General features: G+C 53.8%; 22 protein-coding genes and 1 riboswitch. Of the genes, 17 read left to right on the top strand and 5 right to left on the bottom strand.

Annotated features, from left to right (window positions below; translation table 11 throughout):
* Positions 1-4: 4 nt before the first annotated feature.
* The 5 genes from pduE to pduA are packed head-to-tail and all read right to left on the bottom strand — an operon-like array spanning position 5 to position 3999.
* Complete coding sequence (gene pduE / locus ACVXHP_RS07460; RefSeq protein ID WP_016153529.1) at positions 5-523, bottom strand: propanediol dehydratase small subunit PduE; 519 nt, start codon at positions 521-523, stop codon at positions 5-7.
* 14 nt (positions 524-537) lie between these two features.
* Positions 538-1212 (bottom strand): propanediol dehydratase medium subunit PduD, encoded by a 675-nt coding sequence (gene pduD / locus ACVXHP_RS07455; RefSeq protein ID WP_200005984.1) that lies wholly within the window; start codon positions 1210-1212, stop codon positions 538-540.
* Between the two features lie 10 nt (positions 1213-1222).
* Positions 1223-2887: a propanediol dehydratase large subunit PduC gene (gene pduC / locus ACVXHP_RS07450; RefSeq protein ID WP_262798680.1), complete on the bottom strand. Its 1665-nt coding sequence runs from the start codon at positions 2885-2887 to the stop codon at positions 1223-1225.
* Between the two features lie 18 nt (positions 2888-2905).
* On the bottom strand, positions 2906-3718 hold the full coding sequence (gene pduB, locus ACVXHP_RS07445) for a propanediol utilization microcompartment protein PduB (protein WP_003030252.1): 813 nt from the start codon (positions 3716-3718) through the stop codon (positions 2906-2908).
* Positions 3718-3999, bottom strand: a complete 282-nt coding sequence (pduA, locus tag ACVXHP_RS07440) for a propanediol utilization microcompartment protein PduA (protein WP_003030255.1) — start codon at positions 3997-3999, stop codon at positions 3718-3720. Before pduA ends, pduB begins: the two co-directional genes overlap by 1 nt.
* 525 nt (positions 4000-4524) lie before the next feature.
* On the opposite strand from pduA, the gene pduF reads away from it, so the two are divergent.
* The 17 genes from pduF (at position 4525) to ACVXHP_RS07355 (ending at position 18817) form a co-directional block, all read left to right on the top strand.
* On the top strand, positions 4525-5334 hold the full coding sequence (pduF, locus tag ACVXHP_RS07435) for a propanediol diffusion facilitator PduF (protein WP_006683983.1): 810 nt from the start codon (positions 4525-4527) through the stop codon (positions 5332-5334).
* Between the two features lie 203 nt (positions 5335-5537).
* The gene (pocR, locus tag ACVXHP_RS07430; RefSeq protein ID WP_006683984.1) at positions 5538-6449 is read left to right on the top strand and encodes a transcriptional regulator PocR; all 912 of its coding nucleotides are present in this window, start codon (positions 5538-5540) and stop codon (positions 6447-6449) included.
* A gap of 329 nt (positions 6450-6778) precedes the next feature.
* Positions 6779-6953: riboswitch (cobalamin riboswitch) on the top strand.
* Between the two features lie 88 nt (positions 6954-7041).
* Positions 7042-8421: a cobyrinate a,c-diamide synthase gene (locus tag ACVXHP_RS07425; protein WP_447571181.1), complete on the top strand. Its 1380-nt coding sequence runs from the start codon at positions 7042-7044 to the stop codon at positions 8419-8421.
* A complete protein-coding gene (gene cbiB, locus ACVXHP_RS07420; protein WP_447571180.1) occupies positions 8418-9377 on the top strand; it encodes an adenosylcobinamide-phosphate synthase CbiB in 960 nt (319 codons plus the stop codon). Before ACVXHP_RS07425 ends, cbiB begins: the two co-directional genes overlap by 4 nt.
* 10 nt (positions 9378-9387) lie before the next feature.
* Complete coding sequence (locus ACVXHP_RS07415; RefSeq protein WP_447571179.1) at positions 9388-10020, top strand: cobalt-precorrin-8 methylmutase; 633 nt, start codon at positions 9388-9390, stop codon at positions 10018-10020.
* The gene (gene cbiD, locus ACVXHP_RS07410; RefSeq protein ID WP_304700223.1) at positions 10017-11153 is read left to right on the top strand and encodes a cobalt-precorrin-5B (C(1))-methyltransferase CbiD; all 1137 of its coding nucleotides are present in this window, start codon (positions 10017-10019) and stop codon (positions 11151-11153) included. The genes ACVXHP_RS07415 and cbiD overlap by 4 nt, the downstream gene beginning before the upstream one ends.
* Entirely contained in the window at positions 11147-11752 is a 606-nt protein-coding gene (locus ACVXHP_RS07405) for a cobalt-precorrin-7 (C(5))-methyltransferase (protein WP_447571178.1), read from the top strand. The genes cbiD and ACVXHP_RS07405 overlap by 7 nt, the downstream gene beginning before the upstream one ends.
* Positions 11742-12311 carry a decarboxylating cobalt-precorrin-6B (C(15))-methyltransferase gene (locus tag ACVXHP_RS07400; RefSeq protein ID WP_304700219.1) on the top strand — a complete coding sequence of 190 codons (570 nt, stop codon included), beginning with the start codon at positions 11742-11744 and terminating at the stop codon, positions 12309-12311. The genes ACVXHP_RS07405 and ACVXHP_RS07400 overlap by 11 nt, the downstream gene beginning before the upstream one ends.
* A complete protein-coding gene (locus ACVXHP_RS07395; protein ID WP_042307599.1) occupies positions 12304-13077 on the top strand; it encodes a cobalt-precorrin-4 methyltransferase in 774 nt (257 codons plus the stop codon). Before ACVXHP_RS07400 ends, ACVXHP_RS07395 begins: the two co-directional genes overlap by 8 nt.
* Entirely contained in the window at positions 13058-14113 is a 1056-nt protein-coding gene (cbiG, locus tag ACVXHP_RS07390; protein WP_304700216.1) for a cobalt-precorrin 5A hydrolase, read from the top strand. Before ACVXHP_RS07395 ends, cbiG begins: the two co-directional genes overlap by 20 nt.
* Entirely contained in the window at positions 14113-14838 is a 726-nt protein-coding gene (locus ACVXHP_RS07385; RefSeq protein WP_003030278.1) for a precorrin-3B C(17)-methyltransferase, read from the top strand. Before cbiG ends, ACVXHP_RS07385 begins: the two co-directional genes overlap by 1 nt.
* On the top strand, positions 14835-15620 hold the full coding sequence (locus ACVXHP_RS07380; protein WP_204560780.1) for a cobalt-precorrin-6A reductase: 786 nt from the start codon (positions 14835-14837) through the stop codon (positions 15618-15620). Before ACVXHP_RS07385 ends, ACVXHP_RS07380 begins: the two co-directional genes overlap by 4 nt.
* A 10-nt stretch (positions 15621-15630) precedes the next feature.
* Positions 15631-16425, top strand: a complete 795-nt coding sequence (gene cbiK / locus ACVXHP_RS07375; RefSeq protein WP_447571177.1) for a sirohydrochlorin cobaltochelatase — start codon at positions 15631-15633, stop codon at positions 16423-16425.
* Positions 16422-17135 (top strand): cobalt-factor II C(20)-methyltransferase, encoded by a 714-nt coding sequence (locus ACVXHP_RS07370; RefSeq protein WP_316130192.1) that lies wholly within the window; start codon positions 16422-16424, stop codon positions 17133-17135. The genes cbiK and ACVXHP_RS07370 overlap by 4 nt, the downstream gene beginning before the upstream one ends.
* Positions 17132-17869 carry a cobalt ECF transporter S component CbiM gene (gene cbiM, locus ACVXHP_RS07365; protein WP_038641642.1) on the top strand — a complete coding sequence of 246 codons (738 nt, stop codon included), beginning with the start codon at positions 17132-17134 and terminating at the stop codon, positions 17867-17869. Before ACVXHP_RS07370 ends, cbiM begins: the two co-directional genes overlap by 4 nt.
* A gap of 2 nt (positions 17870-17871) precedes the next feature.
* The gene (locus ACVXHP_RS07360; protein ID WP_006683999.1) at positions 17872-18153 is read left to right on the top strand and encodes an energy-coupling factor ABC transporter substrate-binding protein; all 282 of its coding nucleotides are present in this window, start codon (positions 17872-17874) and stop codon (positions 18151-18153) included.
* Positions 18140-18817 (top strand): energy-coupling factor ABC transporter transmembrane protein, encoded by a 678-nt coding sequence (locus ACVXHP_RS07355; RefSeq protein ID WP_304701279.1) that lies wholly within the window; start codon positions 18140-18142, stop codon positions 18815-18817. Before ACVXHP_RS07360 ends, ACVXHP_RS07355 begins: the two co-directional genes overlap by 14 nt.
* Positions 18818-18821 lie beyond the last annotated feature (4 nt).

Genomic DNA, 18821 nt, shown 5'->3' with positions numbered 1-18821 from the left:
TGAGTTAGTCGTCGCCTTTGAGTTTTTTACGCTCAACGTACAGCGCTGCCGCTTCACGAACGAAAGCCGCACAGATCTTTGCCTGATAACGATTTTCGAGATCGTCAGCGATGGCCATCAGCTCATCTTTAGTTGAGCGATACGGGCGTAGCGCGTTGTAGATCTCAAGGATGCGATCGTCAGGTACAGCGGTTAGCTCGGCGGCGCGCTCAAAGTTCATCGCCAGCCTGTCGCGCCCGGCATCTTTGGCGATTTCCGCCTGCAGGCGCAGCGTTTCAGGGGTGATGCGCATGTCCTGTGCCGTCACCTTGTTACTCAGAACATTTTCGAGCGTGAAGTCATCCAGGGTTTTGTTGGTCGCGGTTTTTACCCACTCAGGATGTTTATTCGCGAGAGGGTAATCCGTGACTTTCGCGGTATGTGCAGATGAACTTGCCGCAACCGGAGTAGCAGACTCGCCTTGCAGGCTGTTCATCCGGCTCAGCACATCCCGAACCATCGATTCAATTGCGTCGGTATTCATGGAGTTATCCTTTATCAAAGCGCCACGCGCAGTTCCTGCGGGTTTTTGCCCGTCACGACGTATTTGGTCTCTTTAATGTGCAGAATGGCCGATTTCGCCTGGTACTTAGGTCGGGCCATCTGGTCATTCAGGGTAGGGACCGGTTGCGGAGATTCACGCTTGGCATATCGCGCGGCGTTTTTACCGATCTGACGATAGGTTTCCAGCGTCAGAAGCGGCGCCTGAGGGAACAGTTCCAGGTTAGAAAGCGGCGGTAACCCCTGTTGGTGGATAACCGTGGTGCCTTTTGACTGGATGCCGATAGAGATCCCGGAACCACTCAGGCGGTTGCCTTCCACGGCGACAAACGCGACATCGGAGGATTTAAAGCAGCGGATTACTCGTGCTTTAATGCCTTCCTCTTCAATCCCGGCAATCACTTCGCGCAAGATATTCTTATGCGGGATGCCGACGATATTGACGGTTTGTGAGAGCCCGAACGCCGGACCTACGGCAATAATCACTTCGTCCTGCTGCTGGCCCTGTTTAGCTTCGCCAATCTCGGTCAGAAAACTGTCGCCTTGTACCGCTGCGGCCTGTGGCGCGCTTGCCGCTGACGATGCGCGGAATGAGACGGGTTTGTCGCTGGTCTGCATTTCAGACAGTACGTCTTCAATTATCTGGCGCAGCAGCTTTTCATTAATTTCCATTTTTCACCCCTTAGCCAAGTTCGTTGGGATCAAGTGCGCCAGGGATGTTTTTGATCTCTTCCCAGCGTTCGCCTTGCAGGCGATAACCTGTTGCCGGACCGGCATAGTCATTGACGTCATTCACTGCGGACAGCACCTGTCCGTCGCCAACGATAATGGCGGAGGTATGCAGATAATCCCCGGTTAACTTGGCTTTCTGGATGTTGAGCATGTCCTGTGCGACATCGGTAAACCCGCCCTGAGCAAGCGCTTTTACCACTTCCAGGCCGTTACGGTTTTTATTGATGATCTCTTGTGCAAACTTGATGTCTTCAACGATGTTGCGCTCCGGCATATCTTTCGAACCATGGGCGTAAGTCGCAGCTTCCACTTCTTCATCTGTGATTGGTGGTAATCCCATCCCGGCAAATACAGCCTGTAGCGCTCGCGCCGCTTTGTTACGAATGGCGATAACATCTTCTTCTCGAACCGGACGCAGACCACCGTCCACTTTCAGGTCACGCTGGATAACGTTGTAGTCGTCAAAGTCTTCAGCATCTTCGTTGGAGCCGGCGAACATGTTGTCGTAGTTCGGCACCGCGGAATACCCGGAAGAGATGAAGTCAGTACCTGGCAGGAACTGCATCAGCAGACGCGCGGTACGACGCATATCCGAGTGGGTAAAGGTCTGGTCGTTGCTGGAAGCACATTCCAGATCCAGAGAAGAACAGATCAGGTTTTCAGCCAGGACAGCACGAATACCGGACGGCACAGCGGAAGGCACCCCGATGCAGCTTACTGAACCGTTTTGCAAACCCTGTACGCCAGCGGCTTTGGTGATGTAAATGCAGCGGGCTTCCAGATAAAGCATCGATTTGCCTTCGGCGTAACCCATCTGAACTTCTGAGCCCGAGCCGGAGGTAAAGCGCATTTTCAGGCCGCGAGAGGCGTAGGAAGAGGCGAGGAAGCCTTTCGACCATGGCGTGTCGTCACCGTCGGTAAAGACGGGTTCTGTACCATAGACGGAGATAGTTTCCGCGTAGCAAGTGTGGCCTAACATACCGAGCTTAAGTTCGGTCGCTTCCTCCAGCGAGCACTGCGTTAACACGCCAGGGCGTCCAACCTGTGAACCGACTAACAGGGCAATGGCGTTAAATGGCGCGTAGCGTGCGACGGCAACGGTCGTTTCCTGTTCGTCAAATCCGCGCCATGCGCCTTCTGCGGCGTCTGCGGCAATCTGTACCGGGTTATCTTTAACGTTAGTGACGTGCGCCTGTTGAGACGGAGTACGGCGAGCACGCATTTTCTGCATGGCCATCATCATCTCGACGACGTTCATATGGGACACCACTTCGACAATTTTTGCTGGTGTCATAGCGGTGGTCAGCGGCACGATGTCTTTGCGCTTCACGTTAGGATCGCAAAGCATATTGGCCAGTTTGACCGAGTCCATCGCCATGACTTCTTCAGCGCGAGCCAGGTTAATGCCGTAGCGGGCAATGAAATGGTCAATTAAATCAAAGTCACTGGCGGATTTGCCATCCAGTTCAGTCACTGTTCCGTTGACGATTTTAATCGATGGTTTCGGGTCGTTCGGGCTTTCCATCGCAATGAAGCCTTCTTCGATCCACTCCTTAACGAAACCATCCTGATTCACAGGGCGTTTCGCCAGTGCTTCAAATCTTTTCGATCTCATGAATCAGCCTCACTGATATCAGATGTAGGACGGACGATCGTTTTTCGGTTCTGAGCCGAGGGTCCCGAGTACGGTTTTACCGATTTCACGGGCGGAGATAACGGCCTGACGAACTGCGCCGGAATCACCAGAGATGACCAGAATGGCTTCGTTGCTGAAGCTGGTGCCATGGGCTGGTGAGCTGTAGGCTACGACTTCGACATTGGCGGATTTCAGCGCAGTATCAGCCATCAGGACACCCACGGAGGCTGGTGCGCCGACAATCACGCCACAGGCGCGGCCAATCGGTGCGCCAAAGGCTTTTTCCAGTGCGTAGCTGGCGCGCGCGGTGTATTGCATCTCGATGTGACCGGCTTCGTTGGCATAAACATCGCCAAAGGTGCGATCCAGCTCTTTCAGCGCAACCTCAATTCCGCGTTTCACGTCGGAAACATCGTTGCCGCCGAGGATAATTAGCGAGCCGTGGCCCGCGCCGCCTTTGGTATCTCGTGGTAATTCAATACTGACGACTTCCGTATTTGTTGCTTTTACCGCTTCATCGGCGGCCATAATGTGCGGACCTGCGCCAGTACGGGCGCCAAGGATGCCAATGGAGCGATAACGCTTTTCAAGTTTCATCGCGTCCAGTAAGGCGCTGTCTACGTTGGCGATTACCAGACCGACGGTGTCGCCAATCGCGGTACCGACAAACTCCGTTAAACTGCAGCTTTTCTCTGCCATAGCCGTTTCTCGTGTTGGGTGATTATTTTCAGGGATAGCCTGCTGTTCTGGGGTTGCCACGCGAGCAATCACCTGCGCCATGATCTGTTCAACCAGCTCATTGCTGCTCATTAGCTAATTCCCTTCGGTAAGATTTTTTCTACATCGGTATGAGGGCGTGGGATAACGTGTACGGCTTTCACTTCTCCCACATTACGGGCTGCGGCGGCACCGGCATCTGTTGCTGCTTTGACTGCGCCGACATCGCCGCGGACAATAACGGTTACCAGCCCCGAACCAATTTTTTCGTAGCCGACCAGCATTACATTGGCTGACTTCACCATTGCATCTGCGGCCTCTATGGCTGCAGTTAAGCCTTTGGTTTCTACCATTCCTAACGCTTCTTGTTGCATAAAGACCTCGCCTGGGTTGTCCCGATTTTCATGACTATAAAAAGAAGCGAGGAAAAAGAATGGCTGAGTTGAAACTATGAATGAAAAAATAGTGAGGTTATGGTGATATAAAATTGCTATGATTTATTTTATGTGTTTGTTTTTATTGGGTATTTTTGAATTTTCTGATATGAATATTTGGTTATGTTAATTCCATATTTACACTTTTGTTAGTGACATTAAAAATAGCATTTGCTATGCGGAAAAAATGAAATTGTGATGATTGTCTGAAAACATAATTCTGCTAATAGCAATATTTTATTGTTTTACAAATGTACTCTTAATAGTGCTTTCTCCTGTGTTCTCGCCTGTTTTAATAAAAGTGATAGCAAGAATTTGCTATCTCAACACGATTTTGAGGGGCATGCCGCCTTCAGATTGCCAACAATTTGCCGACACGGCTTTTTATAGTAAGCCTCGAAGTATTCTACGTGCCAGCAAGGAGTCCGCTGGTAAAGACACGAACTCTGCTTAGAAGGTGTCACAATGAACGATTCACTAAAAGCGCAATGTATTGCTGAGTTTTTGGGTACCGGGCTGTTTTTGTTTTTTGGCATCGGATGCCTGAGCGCACTTAAAGTCGCGGGTGCCAGTTTGGGGTTATGGGAGATCTGTATCATATGGGGGCTGGGGATCTCGCTTGCCGTTTACCTGACGGCGGGGATTTCTGGCGCGCATCTCAATCCTGCTATCACCATCGCACTGTGGTTATTTGCCTGTTTTCCGGGGCGCAAAGTATTGCCATACACCGTTGCGCAGGTTGCGGGGGCTTTTGGCGGCGCGTTACTAGCCTATCTGCTGTACGGAAGTTTATTTACCGAGTATGAGTCGGCACATCAAATGGTGCGCGGCAGCCTTGAAAGCCTGCAACTGGCCAGTATTTTTAGTACCTATCCAGCGGCGGCGCTCAGCGTCTGGCAGGCTGCGCTGGTCGAAGTGGTGATCACTTCCATTCTGATGGGTATGATCATGGCGCTTACCGATGATGGTAACGGCGTCCCCAGAGGGCCGTTAGCACCCTTGCTGATTGGCATTCTGGTGGCTGTGCTCGGCGCATCTACCGGGCCGCTCACCGGATTTGCGATGAACCCGGCACGTGATTTTGGTCCAAAACTGTTTGCATGGATGGCCGGGTGGGGCGATGTGGCAATGACCGGCGGGCGTGATATTCCTTATTTCATCGTACCGATTGTCGCCCCTATCATCGGTGCTTGCGCGGGCGCAGCAATTTATCGTTATTTTATTGGCAAAAATTTACCGTGTAATACGTGTAAGCTGGAGGAAAATGAGAGCTAGCTTCACGGAAGATGTTTATTTTTGAAGCGTAAAAACTGTTTTCGTGATCCGCTTTCCTGAACCGCTGAAAAAGTCTCCCCACAATGGGAGACTTTTGTTATGTTCGATGATGACTTTCATCAGCGCCCAGGAATGCGGGATGAAAATGAATGTGTAAATAGTATGTTTTATTTATAACAATAAATTAACTGAGAGGTTTTATCATGATTTCTGCGAGTGCCCTGAACTCAGAACTCATTAATAAAATCGCACAGGATTTTGCGCAGGCCACCAGTCTGGCTGTTGTGGTTGTCAATATTCACGGTGATGAAATTTCTGAGCTTTTTAATTTCACCCCTTTTTGTCAGTTGATGCGCCAGCATCCTCAGCACAGTACCCGTTGTCGTATGAGCGATCGCTGTGGAGGACTGGAAGCTTCAAAATCCGATCAACCCTGCATCTACCGCTGCCACGCGGGACTTACCGACTTCTCTATTCCGCTGGTCATAGCGGGTCATCTGGTTGGGTTTGTATTGTGTGGTCAGGTGCGTTTAAGTAACGATGTCGGCCTGGTTGATATCCTGAACGTCGATGACCGCTGGCAAGCCGATCCCGAACTGCTAAGTGAATTTCGGAATGTGCCGGAGATGGACTATTCGCGAGTCATCGCCTCGGCGGACCTGCTAAAGCTCATCGTAGAAAATTGTCTTAAGAAACAACTTAATTTTGTGGTTATCAAGGATAACCCACAGCAGGCAGAGCCGGTACGTGCTAACCGAACGCCGAATCCTCACGACAGCAAAATGAAAAAAGCGCTGCGCTATATTGATGCGCATTTGTCAGATGAGTTACGCCTGGAAGATGTTGCGTCTCATGTTTACCTTAGCCCTTACTATTTCAGTAAATTGTTCAAAAAATATCAGGGTATCGGGTTTAACGCTTGGGTAAATCAACAGCGAATGGCGAGTGCCAAAGAGTTGCTCTGTCATAGTGACTGGAGCATCGCCAGCATTGCACGTAATTTAGGCTTTTCACAAACCAGTTATTTTTGCAAAGTATTCCGCCAGACGTATCAGGTTACGCCGCAGGCATTTCGCCAGCAAATAAATGTCATTTCACGCGGTGAGTCCGCTTAAATAGCAATATTTTACTATTGCCGATTTTTGATATAGGGCGCTATGTCAGTCATTATAAAATGAAAAGTAACAACAGCAGTCAATAAATTGTCATAGCGCAACAAAATAATAGTATTAGAGGGATAAACTGCACCAGTTTTTATTTTTGTGATGAGATACAGTGTCTGCGTGCATGACTTTCTTTATTCTTTGCAGACACTTTCATTCAAAATGTGAAGATGTGAATAAGTGGGTTTACGCCAGAAAATTGACTGAATGAACCCGGAAAGATATTAAATTGAATTATTGTCATGAGGTCGTGAATTTACCTCATAACAGAGAGCTTAATTAAGGCTCTTGAACTGACAGGTTTGCCACATTTGTGGTAGGGAAGGGGGTGAGAATCCCCCGCAGCCCCCGCTGCTGTGATGCTGACGACCCCGTATGGACCACTGATCGCAAGATTGGGAAGGACGGGTGAGGATGACGCTAAGCCAGAAGACCTGCCTGTCAGTGACTACCAACAACTTCGGTGGGAAGTGGGTGGTTCAGATGCATACAGTCGAGAGACTGGGTATCTCTACACCCCTACCACCCTGAACAGGATCAGGGTATGGCGGCCAATTTTCACGCATTTGTTCTTGCAGGTACCGGAAGCGGCTGTGGTAAAACCACGGTGACGCTGGGCTTGTTGAGCTTGTTGAAAAAACGCGGTTTACGCGTCCAGCCTTGCAAAGTGGGTCCCGATTACCTTGATACCGGCTGGCATACAGCGGTATGCGGTACCGCTTCCCGCAATCTTGATAGCTTCATGCTTCCCGCTTCCACTCTCAATGCGTTGTTCCGCGAGCAGATGCAACATGCCGATATCGCCGTGATTGAAGGCGTGATGGGGCTGTATGACGGTTATGGTACGGACCCGAACTACTGCAGCACCGCCGCGATGGCCAAACAGTTAGGTTGCCCGGTCATCTTACTGGTTGATGGTAAAGCTGTTTCCACCTCGATAGCCGCAACGGTAATGGGTTTTCAGCATTTCGATCCCACGCTGAACATCGCCGGGGTGATCGTTAATCGGGTCAACAGCGAAACGCATTATCAGCTGCTGAAGGTGGCGATTGAGCGTTACTGTTCCGTTCCTGTATTAGGCTACGTTCCCCGTATGGAAGGCGTTGCGCTTCCAGAGCGGCATCTGGGGCTGGTTACTGCACGTGAGTCTGTTATCAACCAGCAACCGTGGCAGGCCTTTGCCGCGACGCTGGAGCAAACGCTGGATATTGATGCTCTACTGAAATTGAGCCAGCTAAACACCCTTCCTGCGGGTGAATGGCCCGCGCTTCCCGCTACTGACGCCGGAGAAGGGCTAACGCTTGCGATCGCTGATGACGAAGCGTTCAACTTTTATTACCCGGACAATATTACTTTGCTTGAACGCACGGGGCTAAAGATTGTCCGTTTTAGTCCATTGCACGACACCTGTTTACCCGATTGTCAGATGATCTGGCTGGGGGGCGGATACCCTGAGTTACATGCTGCGGCGCTGGCCCGCAATGTCTTGATGCTCAAGCAATTGCGAGCCGCACATCAGCGCGGCGTCGCGATTTACGCCGAGTGCGGCGGGCTGATGTATCTCGGCAGTTCGCTGGAGGACAGCCACGGTGATAGCTGGCTGATGGCGGATATCATTCCCGGCCACAGCAAAATGGGTAAACGTTTGACCCGATTTGGTTACTGTGAAGCGCAGGCGGCGCAGCAAACCTTGTTAGCTGCAAAAGACGAAGTACTGCGTGGACATGAATTCCACTATTCCGATTTCACTCCTGAAACACCCGCGGTGATGCACTGTCGCAAAGTGCGCGATGGCAAAACGCTGCAGGCCTGGTCCGGCGGCTGGCAGGTCGGAAACACCTTCGCCAGCTACCTGCACGTTCATTTTGCCCAACGTCCGCAGATGCTTAACCATTGGTTGGCAGCCGCGAGGAATGCGCTATGACGATCCTTGCGTGGTGTGTTGCCTGGCTGCTTGATTTTATTATCGGCGATCCGCAGAACTGGCCGCATCCGGTGCGCTGGATTGGCAATCTGATTTCTGCGGTGCAGCGAATTGTGCGGCGTTACTGCCATAGCGATCGTGCGTTGCGCATGGGTGGCGCGGTGATGTGGGTAGTGGTGGTTGGCCTGACGTGGGCTGTCTCCTGGGGCGTACTGGCGCTGGCGCAATCTATTCATCCCTGGCTTGGTTGGGCGGTGGAGGTTTGGATGATCTTTACCGTGCTGGCTGGGCGCTGCCTGGCGAACGCCGCGCAGGATGTTGAACGCCCGCTACGTGCCGGTAACCTTGCCGCAAGTCGGGAAAAGTTGTCATGGATCGTGGGGCGCGATACCTCGCAATTACAACCTCAGCAGATCAATCGCGCCGTGGTGGAAACCGTGGCCGAAAACACCGTTGACGGCATCATCGCACCGCTGTTTTTCCTGCTTCTCGGCGGCGCGCCTTTGGCTATGGCCTACAAAGCGGTAAATACCCTTGACTCCATGGTGGGTTACAAACATGAAAAATACCGCGCTATCGGTATGGTCAGCGCGCGTCTGGATGATGTCGCAAATTATATTCCTGCGCGACTGAGCTGGCTGCTGTTGGGCGTAGCTGCATTTTTATGCCGTCAGGACGGTTTGCGTGCTTTGCAGATCGGCTGGCGCGATCGCTACAACCACAGTAGCCCAAACTGTGCGTGGTCGGAGGCCTCCGTTGCCGGGGCATTAGGTATTCGTCTGGGTGGCCCTAATGACTACTTTGGCGAGCGCGTTGAGAAACCGTGGATAGGTGATGCACAACGCGACATTTCGGTAGACGACATTTCCCATACGATTCGATTGATGTGGGTGGCATCGACGCTGGCACTGGCGCTGTTTATCGCGCTGCGGTGGCTGCTGGTCGGTGTAGCCTGAGGACAACACTATGCAATATATCCAGCAACCCCAGGCTATTGAGGCCAAAAGTTTCGACATTATTGGTGAGATTATCCGTGAAACCCGTCCGGACTATCAGTTTGCCAGTCCGTTGCATGAAGCCATTATCAAGCGGGTTATTCACACCACGGCGGATTTCGACTGGCTGGACATTCTGTGGTTTTCCAGTGATGTGCTGGAGCAGTTCTGCGCGGCGCTTAGCCGTTCGAGCGTGATTTATACCGATACCACGATGGCCCTTTCCGGGATCAATAAAACGCTGCTGGCAAAATTTGGCGGCGAGTGCCGCTGCTATATCAGCGATCCACGGGTCGTGCGAACGGCAAAAGAGCAAGGGATCACCCGTTCAATGGCGGCTGTCGATATTGCGGTGAAAGAAGAGGGGGAAAAGCTGTTTGTCTTTGGCAATGCGCCGACAGCGCTGTTCCGCCTACTTGAGCATGATGTTGCCGTCAGCGGTGTGGTTGGTGTACCGGTCGGGTTCGTGGGTGCTGAGGAGTCGAAAGATGCACTGACCCAAAGCAACCTGCCGGCCATTGCTGCGTTAGGACGCAAAGGGGGAAGTAACGTCGCCGCTGCTATCGTCAACGCCATGCTTTATCACCTGCAGGGGGCGCGATGAGCGAGGCTTTTGATACACCGGTGTGGCACAACGGTAAAGCGCTGCGTAAAGGATATACCACGGGATCGTGTGCGACGGCGGCTGCAAAAGTGGCGGCGCTGATGGTATTGCGCCAGCACCTGATCCATCAGGTTTCCATCGTGACGCCTTCCGGGGTGACGCTGTGCCTGAACGTCGAATCGCCGCATATCGAAGGGCAGCAGGCGATAGCCGCGATCCGTAAAGACGGTGGCGATGATGTGGATGCCACGCATGGCATGCTGATTTTTGCCCGCGTGACGTTAGATGATAGTGGCGTGATCGCCTTACAGGGCGGGGAAGGGGTCGGTACGGTCACCCGCAAAGGGATCGGTCTGCCGGTGGGGAGTTCGGCGATTAACCGGACACCTCGCCAGACCATTGAGTCTGCGGTACGAGAGGCGATCGGTCCGAATCGCGGGGCGCAGATTGAAATCTTCGCGCCAGAAGGTGAAGAGCGGGCGCAAAAAACCTACAACTCGCGTCTTGGCATTCTGGGCGGTATTTCGATTATTGGCACCACGGGGATCGTCACGCCAATGTCGGAAGAGAGCTGGAAGCGTTCGCTGTCGCTGGAGCTGGAAATTAAACGCGCGGCGGGTCTGGATCGTGTAGTACTGGTGCCCGGAAACCACGGTGAACGTTTTGTGCGCGAGCAGATGGGCATCGATACGCAGGTTGTGGTCACCATGAGCAACTTTGTCGGCTACATGATTGAAGAAGCCGTCCGTCTTGGATTCCGACAAATTGTGCTGGTGGGGCATCCTGGTAAGCTCGTCAAAATTGCAGCGGGTATCTTCCACACCCACAGCCATATTGCCGATGCCCGCATGGAAACGCTGGTGGCCCATCTCGCGTTGCTTGGCGCACCGCTGGAACTACTAAAACTGGTCAGCGACTGCGATACCACCGAAGCCGCGATGGAACACATCGATGCGTACGGTTTTCAGCATATTTATAACCATCTGGCGGAGCGGATCTGTCTGCGCGTTCTGCAAACGTTGCGCTTTACCAAAAATCCCCCGACCTGCGACGCCATCATGTTTTCGTTTGACAATCAGGTGCTTGGCAGCAATCGCCCGATCGCTGAAATTGCTGAGGAGATGCAATGTTAACCGTTGTGGGAATGGGACCCGCGGGTTTGCATTTGATGACGCCTGCGGCGCGTGAAGCGGTCGCAACGGCTGATGTGCTGGTCGGCGGAAAGCGGCATTTGCAGCAATTCCCGGATTTTACCGGTGACAGGTTTGCTCTTGGCGCCAATATCGCGGAACTCCTGAGCTGGGTAACTGCGCACCAGGATAAGCATGTCGTTGTGCTGGCGTCTGGCGATCCGCTGTTCTACGGCATTGGGACGCGCATGGTGGCGCATTTTGGCATCGGGCAGGTACGCATTATTCCCGGTATTAGCGCGGTGCAGTATCTGTGCGCGCAGTCCGGTATCGATATGAATGATATGTGGCTGACCAGTAGCCACGGGCGCAGCGTCTGTTTCGATGAGCTGGCCCGACATAACAAGGTGGGGATGGTAACCGATGCGTTGTGCGGCCCACGTGAAATCGCGCAGCAGCTCATCACTCGAGGCAAGGGGCATCGCTGGATGGTCATTGGCGAAAACCTGGCAATGGAAAACGAGCGGATCCATGTCCTGCCTGTGAGTGAAATTAACGCCGACTATGACATGAATGCAGTGGTGATCCTTGATGAAAGATGAGCTGTTTCTGCGTGGAGAGAAAGTGCCGATGACCAAAGAAGCGGTACGCGCACTTGCCCTCTCAAAACTTGAATTACACCGCGCCAGTCACCTGATTGATATTGGGGCGGGAACCGGCAGCGTATCGATAGAAGCGGCGCTGCAATATCCAGGATTGCGCGTGACGGCTATCGAACGTAACCCTGCGGCGCTCCGATTGCTGGATGAAAATCGCCAGCATTTTGCCTGCGCAAATATCGACATTTTTCCAGGCGTTGCGCCAATGACCATCACCGAAAAAGCCGATGCCATTTTTATGGGCGGCAGCGGTGGTCATCTGACCGACCTCATTGACTGGTCGATGCGTCAACTGCATCCCGCCGGGCGGCTGGTCATGACGTTTATCCTCCAGGAAAACCTCAATACCGCGCTGGCTCATCTGGACCATCTTGGCGTACAGGGAGTGGATTGCCTGCAGCTGCAGGTTTCCTCACTTACCACGCTTGGCAGTGGTCATTATTTCAAACCGAATAACCCCGTATTTGTTATCGCCTGTCAGAAGGAAGGAAACCATGTCTGAGATTTTTGATCCCCGTAGCGTGTGGTTCGTTGGCGCAGGTCCTGGCGATCGCGAGCTGATCACCCTCAAAGGTTACCGTTTGCTACAGCAGGCGCAGGTGGTTATCTACGCTGGATCGCTGATTAACACCGAACTGCTGGAATATTGCCCCGCCGATGCTGAATGCCACGACAGCGCTGAACTGCATCTGGAGCAGATCCTCGATCTGATGGAAGCTGGCGTGAAGGCTGGCAAGACCGTGGTGCGTCTGCAAACTGGCGATGTCTCACTGTACGGTTCCGTCCGTGAGCAGGGCGAAGAGTTAACCAAGCGCGGGATCGACTGGCAGGTGGTGCCTGGCGTCAGCGCCTTCCTCGGTGCGGCGGCAGAACTCGGCGTGGAGTACACCGTGCCTGAAGTCTCACAAAGCCTGATTATTACCCGTCTGGAAGGGCGCACGCCGGTCCCCGAGCGCGAACAACTGGAGTCGTTTGCCAGTCACCAGACATCTATGGCGATTTATCTGTCCGTCCAGCGTATTCATCGGGTGGCCGAGCGTTTGATTGAAGGCGGTTATCCGGCGACCACGCCAGTGGCGGTGATCTACAAGGCGACCTGGCCGGAAAGCCAGACCGTGCGCGGTACCCTGGCGGATATTGGCGACAAGGTTCGCGATGCGGGCATCCGCAAAACGGCCCTGATTCTGGTCGGTAATTTCCTGGGATCGGAGTATCACTACTCCAAACTCTATGCGGCGGACTTTAGCCATGAATACCGTAAAGCCTGAGTCAATAGCGCTTTTTTGCCTGACTCCTGGCGGCGTTGTGCTGGCGAAACGTCTGGCGGCTATGTTGCCGGTCACCTGTTTTACCAGTGAAAAGCTGCTGGAGGAGGGTTTTATTCCCTTTGAAAACGGCTTTGCCAATACCGCCCGCGATGCGTTTATGAATTACTCGGCGCTGATTTTTATCGGGGCGACCGGCATTGCGGTGCGCGTGTTAGCCCCGCTGGTCAACGACAAATTTTGCGATCCGGCGGTGGTGGTCATTGATGAACGTGCCCAGCATGTCATCAGCCTGCTCTCCGGTCATGCTGGGGGCGCGAATGCGCTGGCGCGTTATCTGGCAGGCATGTTGGGCGCCGACCCGGTTATCACCACGGCGACGGATGTCAACGATATGGCGGCGCTGGATACGCTGGCATTCCAGTTGAATGCGCGGATGAGTGATTTTCGTTCGGCGGTGAAGATCGTTAATCAGATGCTGGTCAGCAACAAGCGGGTTGGCCTGTGGTGGGATGATGAACTGACCCAGGATGTCAGCCATTGCGATCGGCGCGGTTTTATTACGGTAACCGATCTTAATCAGCTTCCCGAACTGGATGCGTTGGTGTGTATCACCTTACGCACCAACTTACCCGAACTGCCTGTTCCTCACTGGAAGTTAGTGCCGCAGCGGGTCGTGGCCGGAATTGGTTGTCGCCGCGACACACCGTTTCCGCTGCTGGCCGCGCTGCTTGCCCGCCAACTTGAAGCCCAGCAGCTCGACCCGCTGGCGTTAAAAGCTATTGGCAGCATCACGCTAAAAAAAGATGAACAGGGACTCATCCAACTGGCTTCGTGCTGTCGCGTGCCTTTCGAGACCTTTACTGCTGACGCGCTGCGTGAGCATGAACACCGTTTTCCAGCCTCATCGTTTGTTCGCAAAACGGTGGGGACAGGAAGCGTTTCTGGTCCTGCAGCCTGGCTGCTGAGCCATGGACAACTGTTAGGCGAGACCCTGCGAGAACAGGGCGTCACTATCACTTTGGGAGTTTCACACTGATGTTAAGCGTAATTGGAATTGGCCCTGGCTCGCAGGCAATGATGACCATGGAAGCTGTTGAAGCACTGCAGGCAGCGGAAATCATCGTTGGCTATAAAACCTACACCCATCTGGTAAAGGCCTTCACTGGCGACAAACAGGTGATCAAAACCGGGATGTGCAAAGAGATTGAACGCTGTCAGGCGGCGATCGAACTGGCGCAGGCGGGTCACAATGTGGCACTCATCAGCAGCGGTGATGCGGGGATTTACGGGATGGCCGGGCTGGTGCTGGAGCTGGTCAGTAAACAAAAGCTGGATGTTGAGGTCAGGCTGATCCCTGGCATGACAGCCAGTATTGCCGCTGCTTCTTTGTTGGGTGCGCCGTTAATGCACGACTTCTGCCACATCAGCTTAAGCGATCTGCTGACGCCATGGCCGGTTATCGAAAAACGCATCGTTGCCGCTGGCGAGGCAGACTTTGTTATCTGTTTCTACAACCCGCGCAGTCGGGGTCGCGAAGGACACCTGGCGCGCGCATTTGAACTGCTTTCCGCCAGCAAGAGCGCGCAAACGCCGGTCGGTATTGTGAAGTCAGCCGGACGTAAAAAGCAGGAAAAATGGCTGACCACTCTCGGTGAAATGGACTTTGAGCCGGTTGATATGACCAGTCTGGTGATCGTTGGCAACAAAACAACCTACGTGCAGGACGGCCTGATGATCACGCCACGAGGTTATGTGCTGTGAATTACGGTGACGTGTTGGTCATGGGCGGTACCAGCGATGCGCGCATGCTGTGCCAGCAACTGGATGCGGCAAACGTGGCCTACACCCTGTCCGTGGCGACTCCAACGGGGAAACAGCTGGCGGGAGACATTAAAGGCCAGGTGCGCTGCGGACGTCTGGAACGCGAGCAAATGATAGCCTGGCTGCAGGAAAATCGGACGCGCTGGGTGATTGACGCCTCGCATCCGTATGCCGAGGTGGTGAGCCGCAACATCATGAGCGCCTGCGAAGCGGCAGGCGTGCTGCTGAGCCGCTACCAGCGTCCAGAGCAGTTGAGCGGTTTAACCCACCCGCATCTGTTTACCGTACAGAGTATTCAGCAAGCCTGCGAGGTGGCGCGACGCTTCGGTGAACGCGTGCTGCTAACAACCGGCAGTAAAGATCTGGCCATCTGGCGCGAAGGGTTGCCTGAAAAAACGCTGCTGGCGCGCGTGCTGCCTGTACCTGAGGTTATTCAGCAGTGCGCGGATCTGGGGTTTGGCGTCGGCGAGATCTTCGCCTTGTGCGGGCCGTTTAGCGCTGAGTTCAACGCCGCGTTTTATCGTCAGTGTCAGGCTGATGTGGTGATCACCAAAGCATCCGGTGCGGAAGGTGGTTATCAGGAAAAAGTTCAACCCTGTCTGGATGCCGGTATCCCCTGCATCGTGATTACACGTCCGGCACCGTTGGTGACGGGAGAAGAGTTACTGGAAAGTCAGGCCGCATTTGGGGCGCGTTTAACGCGCTGGCTGGCCGCTGCTTAAGGAGTTAGAGATGAAAAAGGCGCTTCTGGTGGTCAGCTTTGGCACCAGCTATCACGACACCTGTGAGAAAAATATTGTGGCCTGTGAGCGCGATCTCGCGGCCAGTTGCCCGGATCGTGACCTGTTCCGGGCGTTTACCTCCGGGATGATTATCCGCAAGCTCAAGCAGCGTGACGGCATTGACATCGACACGCCGTTGCAGGCGCTGCAAAAGCTGGCAGAGCAGGGGTATCAGGATGTGGCTATTCAGTCTTTGCACATTATCAACGGCGACGAATACGAAAAAATTGTCCGCGAAGTGCAAAGTATGCGTCCGCTGTTTTCTCGCCTGACGCTCGGCGTACCGCTGCTGAGCAGCCATGAGGATTACGCACAGCTGATGCTGGCGCTGCAACAGCAGATGCCGCCGCTTGGCGAAAAGGAAAAAGTGGTGTTTATGGGGCACGGCGCCAGCCATCATGCCTTTGCCGCTTATGCCTGTCTCGACCATATGATGACAGCGCAGCGCTACCCGGCGCGGGTCGGCGCGGTGGAAAGCTACCCGGAAGTAGATGTGTTAATTGCAAGTTTGTCTCAGGAAGGGGTGACGGAGGTGCATCTGATGCCGCTGATGTTAGTTGCTGGCGACCATGCCATTAATGATATGGCCTCCGACGAAGATGATTCGTGGAAGACATTGTTCAATGCGGCCGGGATACGGGCTACGCCGTGGCTCAGTGGGTTGGGTGAAAATCCAGCGGTGCGCGCTATGTTTGTGGCGCATTTACAGCAGGCGCTGAATGTGGCGCTGGAGGAAGCGGCATGAGCGGCAAACTGTACGCATTAAGCACCGGGCCAGGTGCTTCCGATCTGATTACCGTAAGGGCTGCGCGCACGCTGGGTCATCTCGATATCCTCTATGCGCCTGCCGGGCGGAAAGGCGGCGATAGCCTGGCGCTGTCGATCGTGCGGGAGTATATCGGCAAGCAGACCGAAGTCCGCTGCTGCCATTTTCCGATGAGTGCCGACAGCGCTGAAAAAGAGGCGGTGTGGGATGAGGTTGCTGCCGCGCTGGTGCAGGAAGTCGAAGCGGGTAAGCAGGTAGGTTTTATCACTCTCGGCGACGCCATGCTGTTCAGTACATGGGTCTTTTTACTCCAGCGTATTGGCTGTCCTGACTGGTTGGAAATCGTTCCGGGCGTGACCTCTTTTGCCGCGATTGCCGCGCGTTCAAAAACGCCGCTCGCTATGGAGCAACAGTCGCTGGCAGTGGTCTCCTGTACAGCGCCGGAAGCGGAAATCCAGCAGGCGTTAAAGCAGCATGACAGCCTGGTGCTGATGAAGGTGTACGGTCGTTTTGCGCGCATCAAAGCGTTGCTGCAACAAGAGGGCTTGTTGGATTGCGCGTTGATGATGTCTGAAGCCACGCTGCCGGGTGAGCAGTGCTGGCGTCATCTTAACGAAGTCAGCGACGATCGGCCGCTGCCTTATTTCTCGACCATTCTGGTTAATAAACAGTGGGAGTATGCACAATGAAGCTTGAACAACAGCTAAAACAGCTGTCTTTCAGCGGGTTGGCTGCGGCGCTATTACTGATGATTGTTCCTGAGCAAGCGTTCGCCATGCACATTATGGAAGGTTTCTTGCCGCCAATGTGGGCGCTGGCCTGGTGGCTGCTGTTTTTACCTTGCCTGTGGTACGGATTAGTGCGCTTGCGTCAAATCGTACAGGAAGACAGTCACCAAAAAGTGTTACTGGCTCTGTGTGGTGCCTTTATTTTTGTGCTGTCGGCGCTGAAAATTCCTTCCGTTACCGGAAGCTGCTCGCATCCGACCGGTGTCGGCCTGGCGGTTATCCTGTTCGGACCGGGTGTGGTCGCTATTCTCGGTGCAATCGTCCTGCTGTTCCAGGCACTATTGCTGGCGCACGGTGGTTTAACGACGCTCGGCGCTAACGGCATGTCGATGGCGGTGATTGGCCCGGTAGTGGGTTACATGGTGTGGAAAATGGCCTGCCGCGCGGGGCTGCGCCGGGATGTTTGCGTCTTCCTGTGCGCCATGTTGGCGGATCTCGTCACCTATTTTGTTACCTCGGTGCAACTGGGCGTTGCATTCCCGGATCCGTCCGCTGGTGCTATGGGGTCGATTGTGAAATTCATGGGCATTTTCTGCCTGACGCAGATCCCCATCGCGATTGCGGAAGGTCTGCTCACCGTAATGATTTATGACCAGCTAACCAAACGCCAGTTGATAACCGCACAAGGACATTAACGATGAAAAAGACGCTGATTTTGTTAGGCATGGTGGTGGCGCTGGTGATCCTACCGTTCTTTATCAACCACGGTGGAGAGTACGGTGGTTCAGATGGTGAGGCGGAAAGCCAGATTCAGGCTATCGCACCGCATTATGAGCCATGGTTCCAGCCGTTGTACGAACCGGCAAGTGGCGAAATTGAAAGCCTGCTGTTTACGCTCCAGGGTTCGCTGGGTGCGGCCGTAATTTTCTACATTCTGGGTTACACCAAGGGCAGGCAACGCCGTGATGACCGGGCTTGACAGGCTTAGCTATCAAAGCCGCTGGTTTCATGTCTCACCGGTGCGGAAATTTCTGCTCTGGCTGATGATGATGATTCTGGCGTTCACTCTGCCCCCGCTGGGGCAGGGTATTGAGCTGTTACTGATTGCCGCGCTGAGCTGCTGGCTGCTACGCATTTCCTTCTGGCGTTGGTGCCGCTGGATGGCATTACCGTTTGGTTTCCTGACGGTCGGCGTCGTAACTATCCTGTTTAGTTTTAGCCGCGACCCGCAGACCTTGCTGGTAAGCCTACCTGTAGGAAGCTACTGGTTGGGAATAAGCGCCCCTGGACTTCTGACCGCCAATGAAACCTTCTGGCGCAGCCTTGCGGCGCTGGCGGCAACCTTCTGGTTAGTGCTGAATCTGCCGTTTCCGCAGTTGATTATCTTACTCAAACGCGCACACGTTCCTCGCCTGCTGACTGAACAGATCCTGCTGACCTGGCGGTTTATTTTTATCCTGTTAGACGAGGCGCTGGCTATTCATCGCGCACAAACGCTGCGTTTTGGTTATCGTAGTTTGCCGCTGGGCTACCGCTCGCTGGCGATGCTGGTGGGATTGTTGTTTACCCGTGTGTTGATCCGCTACCAGCAAATGACCACCACACTGGATATCAAACTGTATCAGGGTGATTTTCACCTGTAAGGAA

The organism is Citrobacter freundii complex sp. 2025EL-00176 (assembly GCF_053309355.1).
Note: the sequence above shows the minus strand (reverse complement) of the source record. Positions and strands in the feature narration are given on the sequence as shown.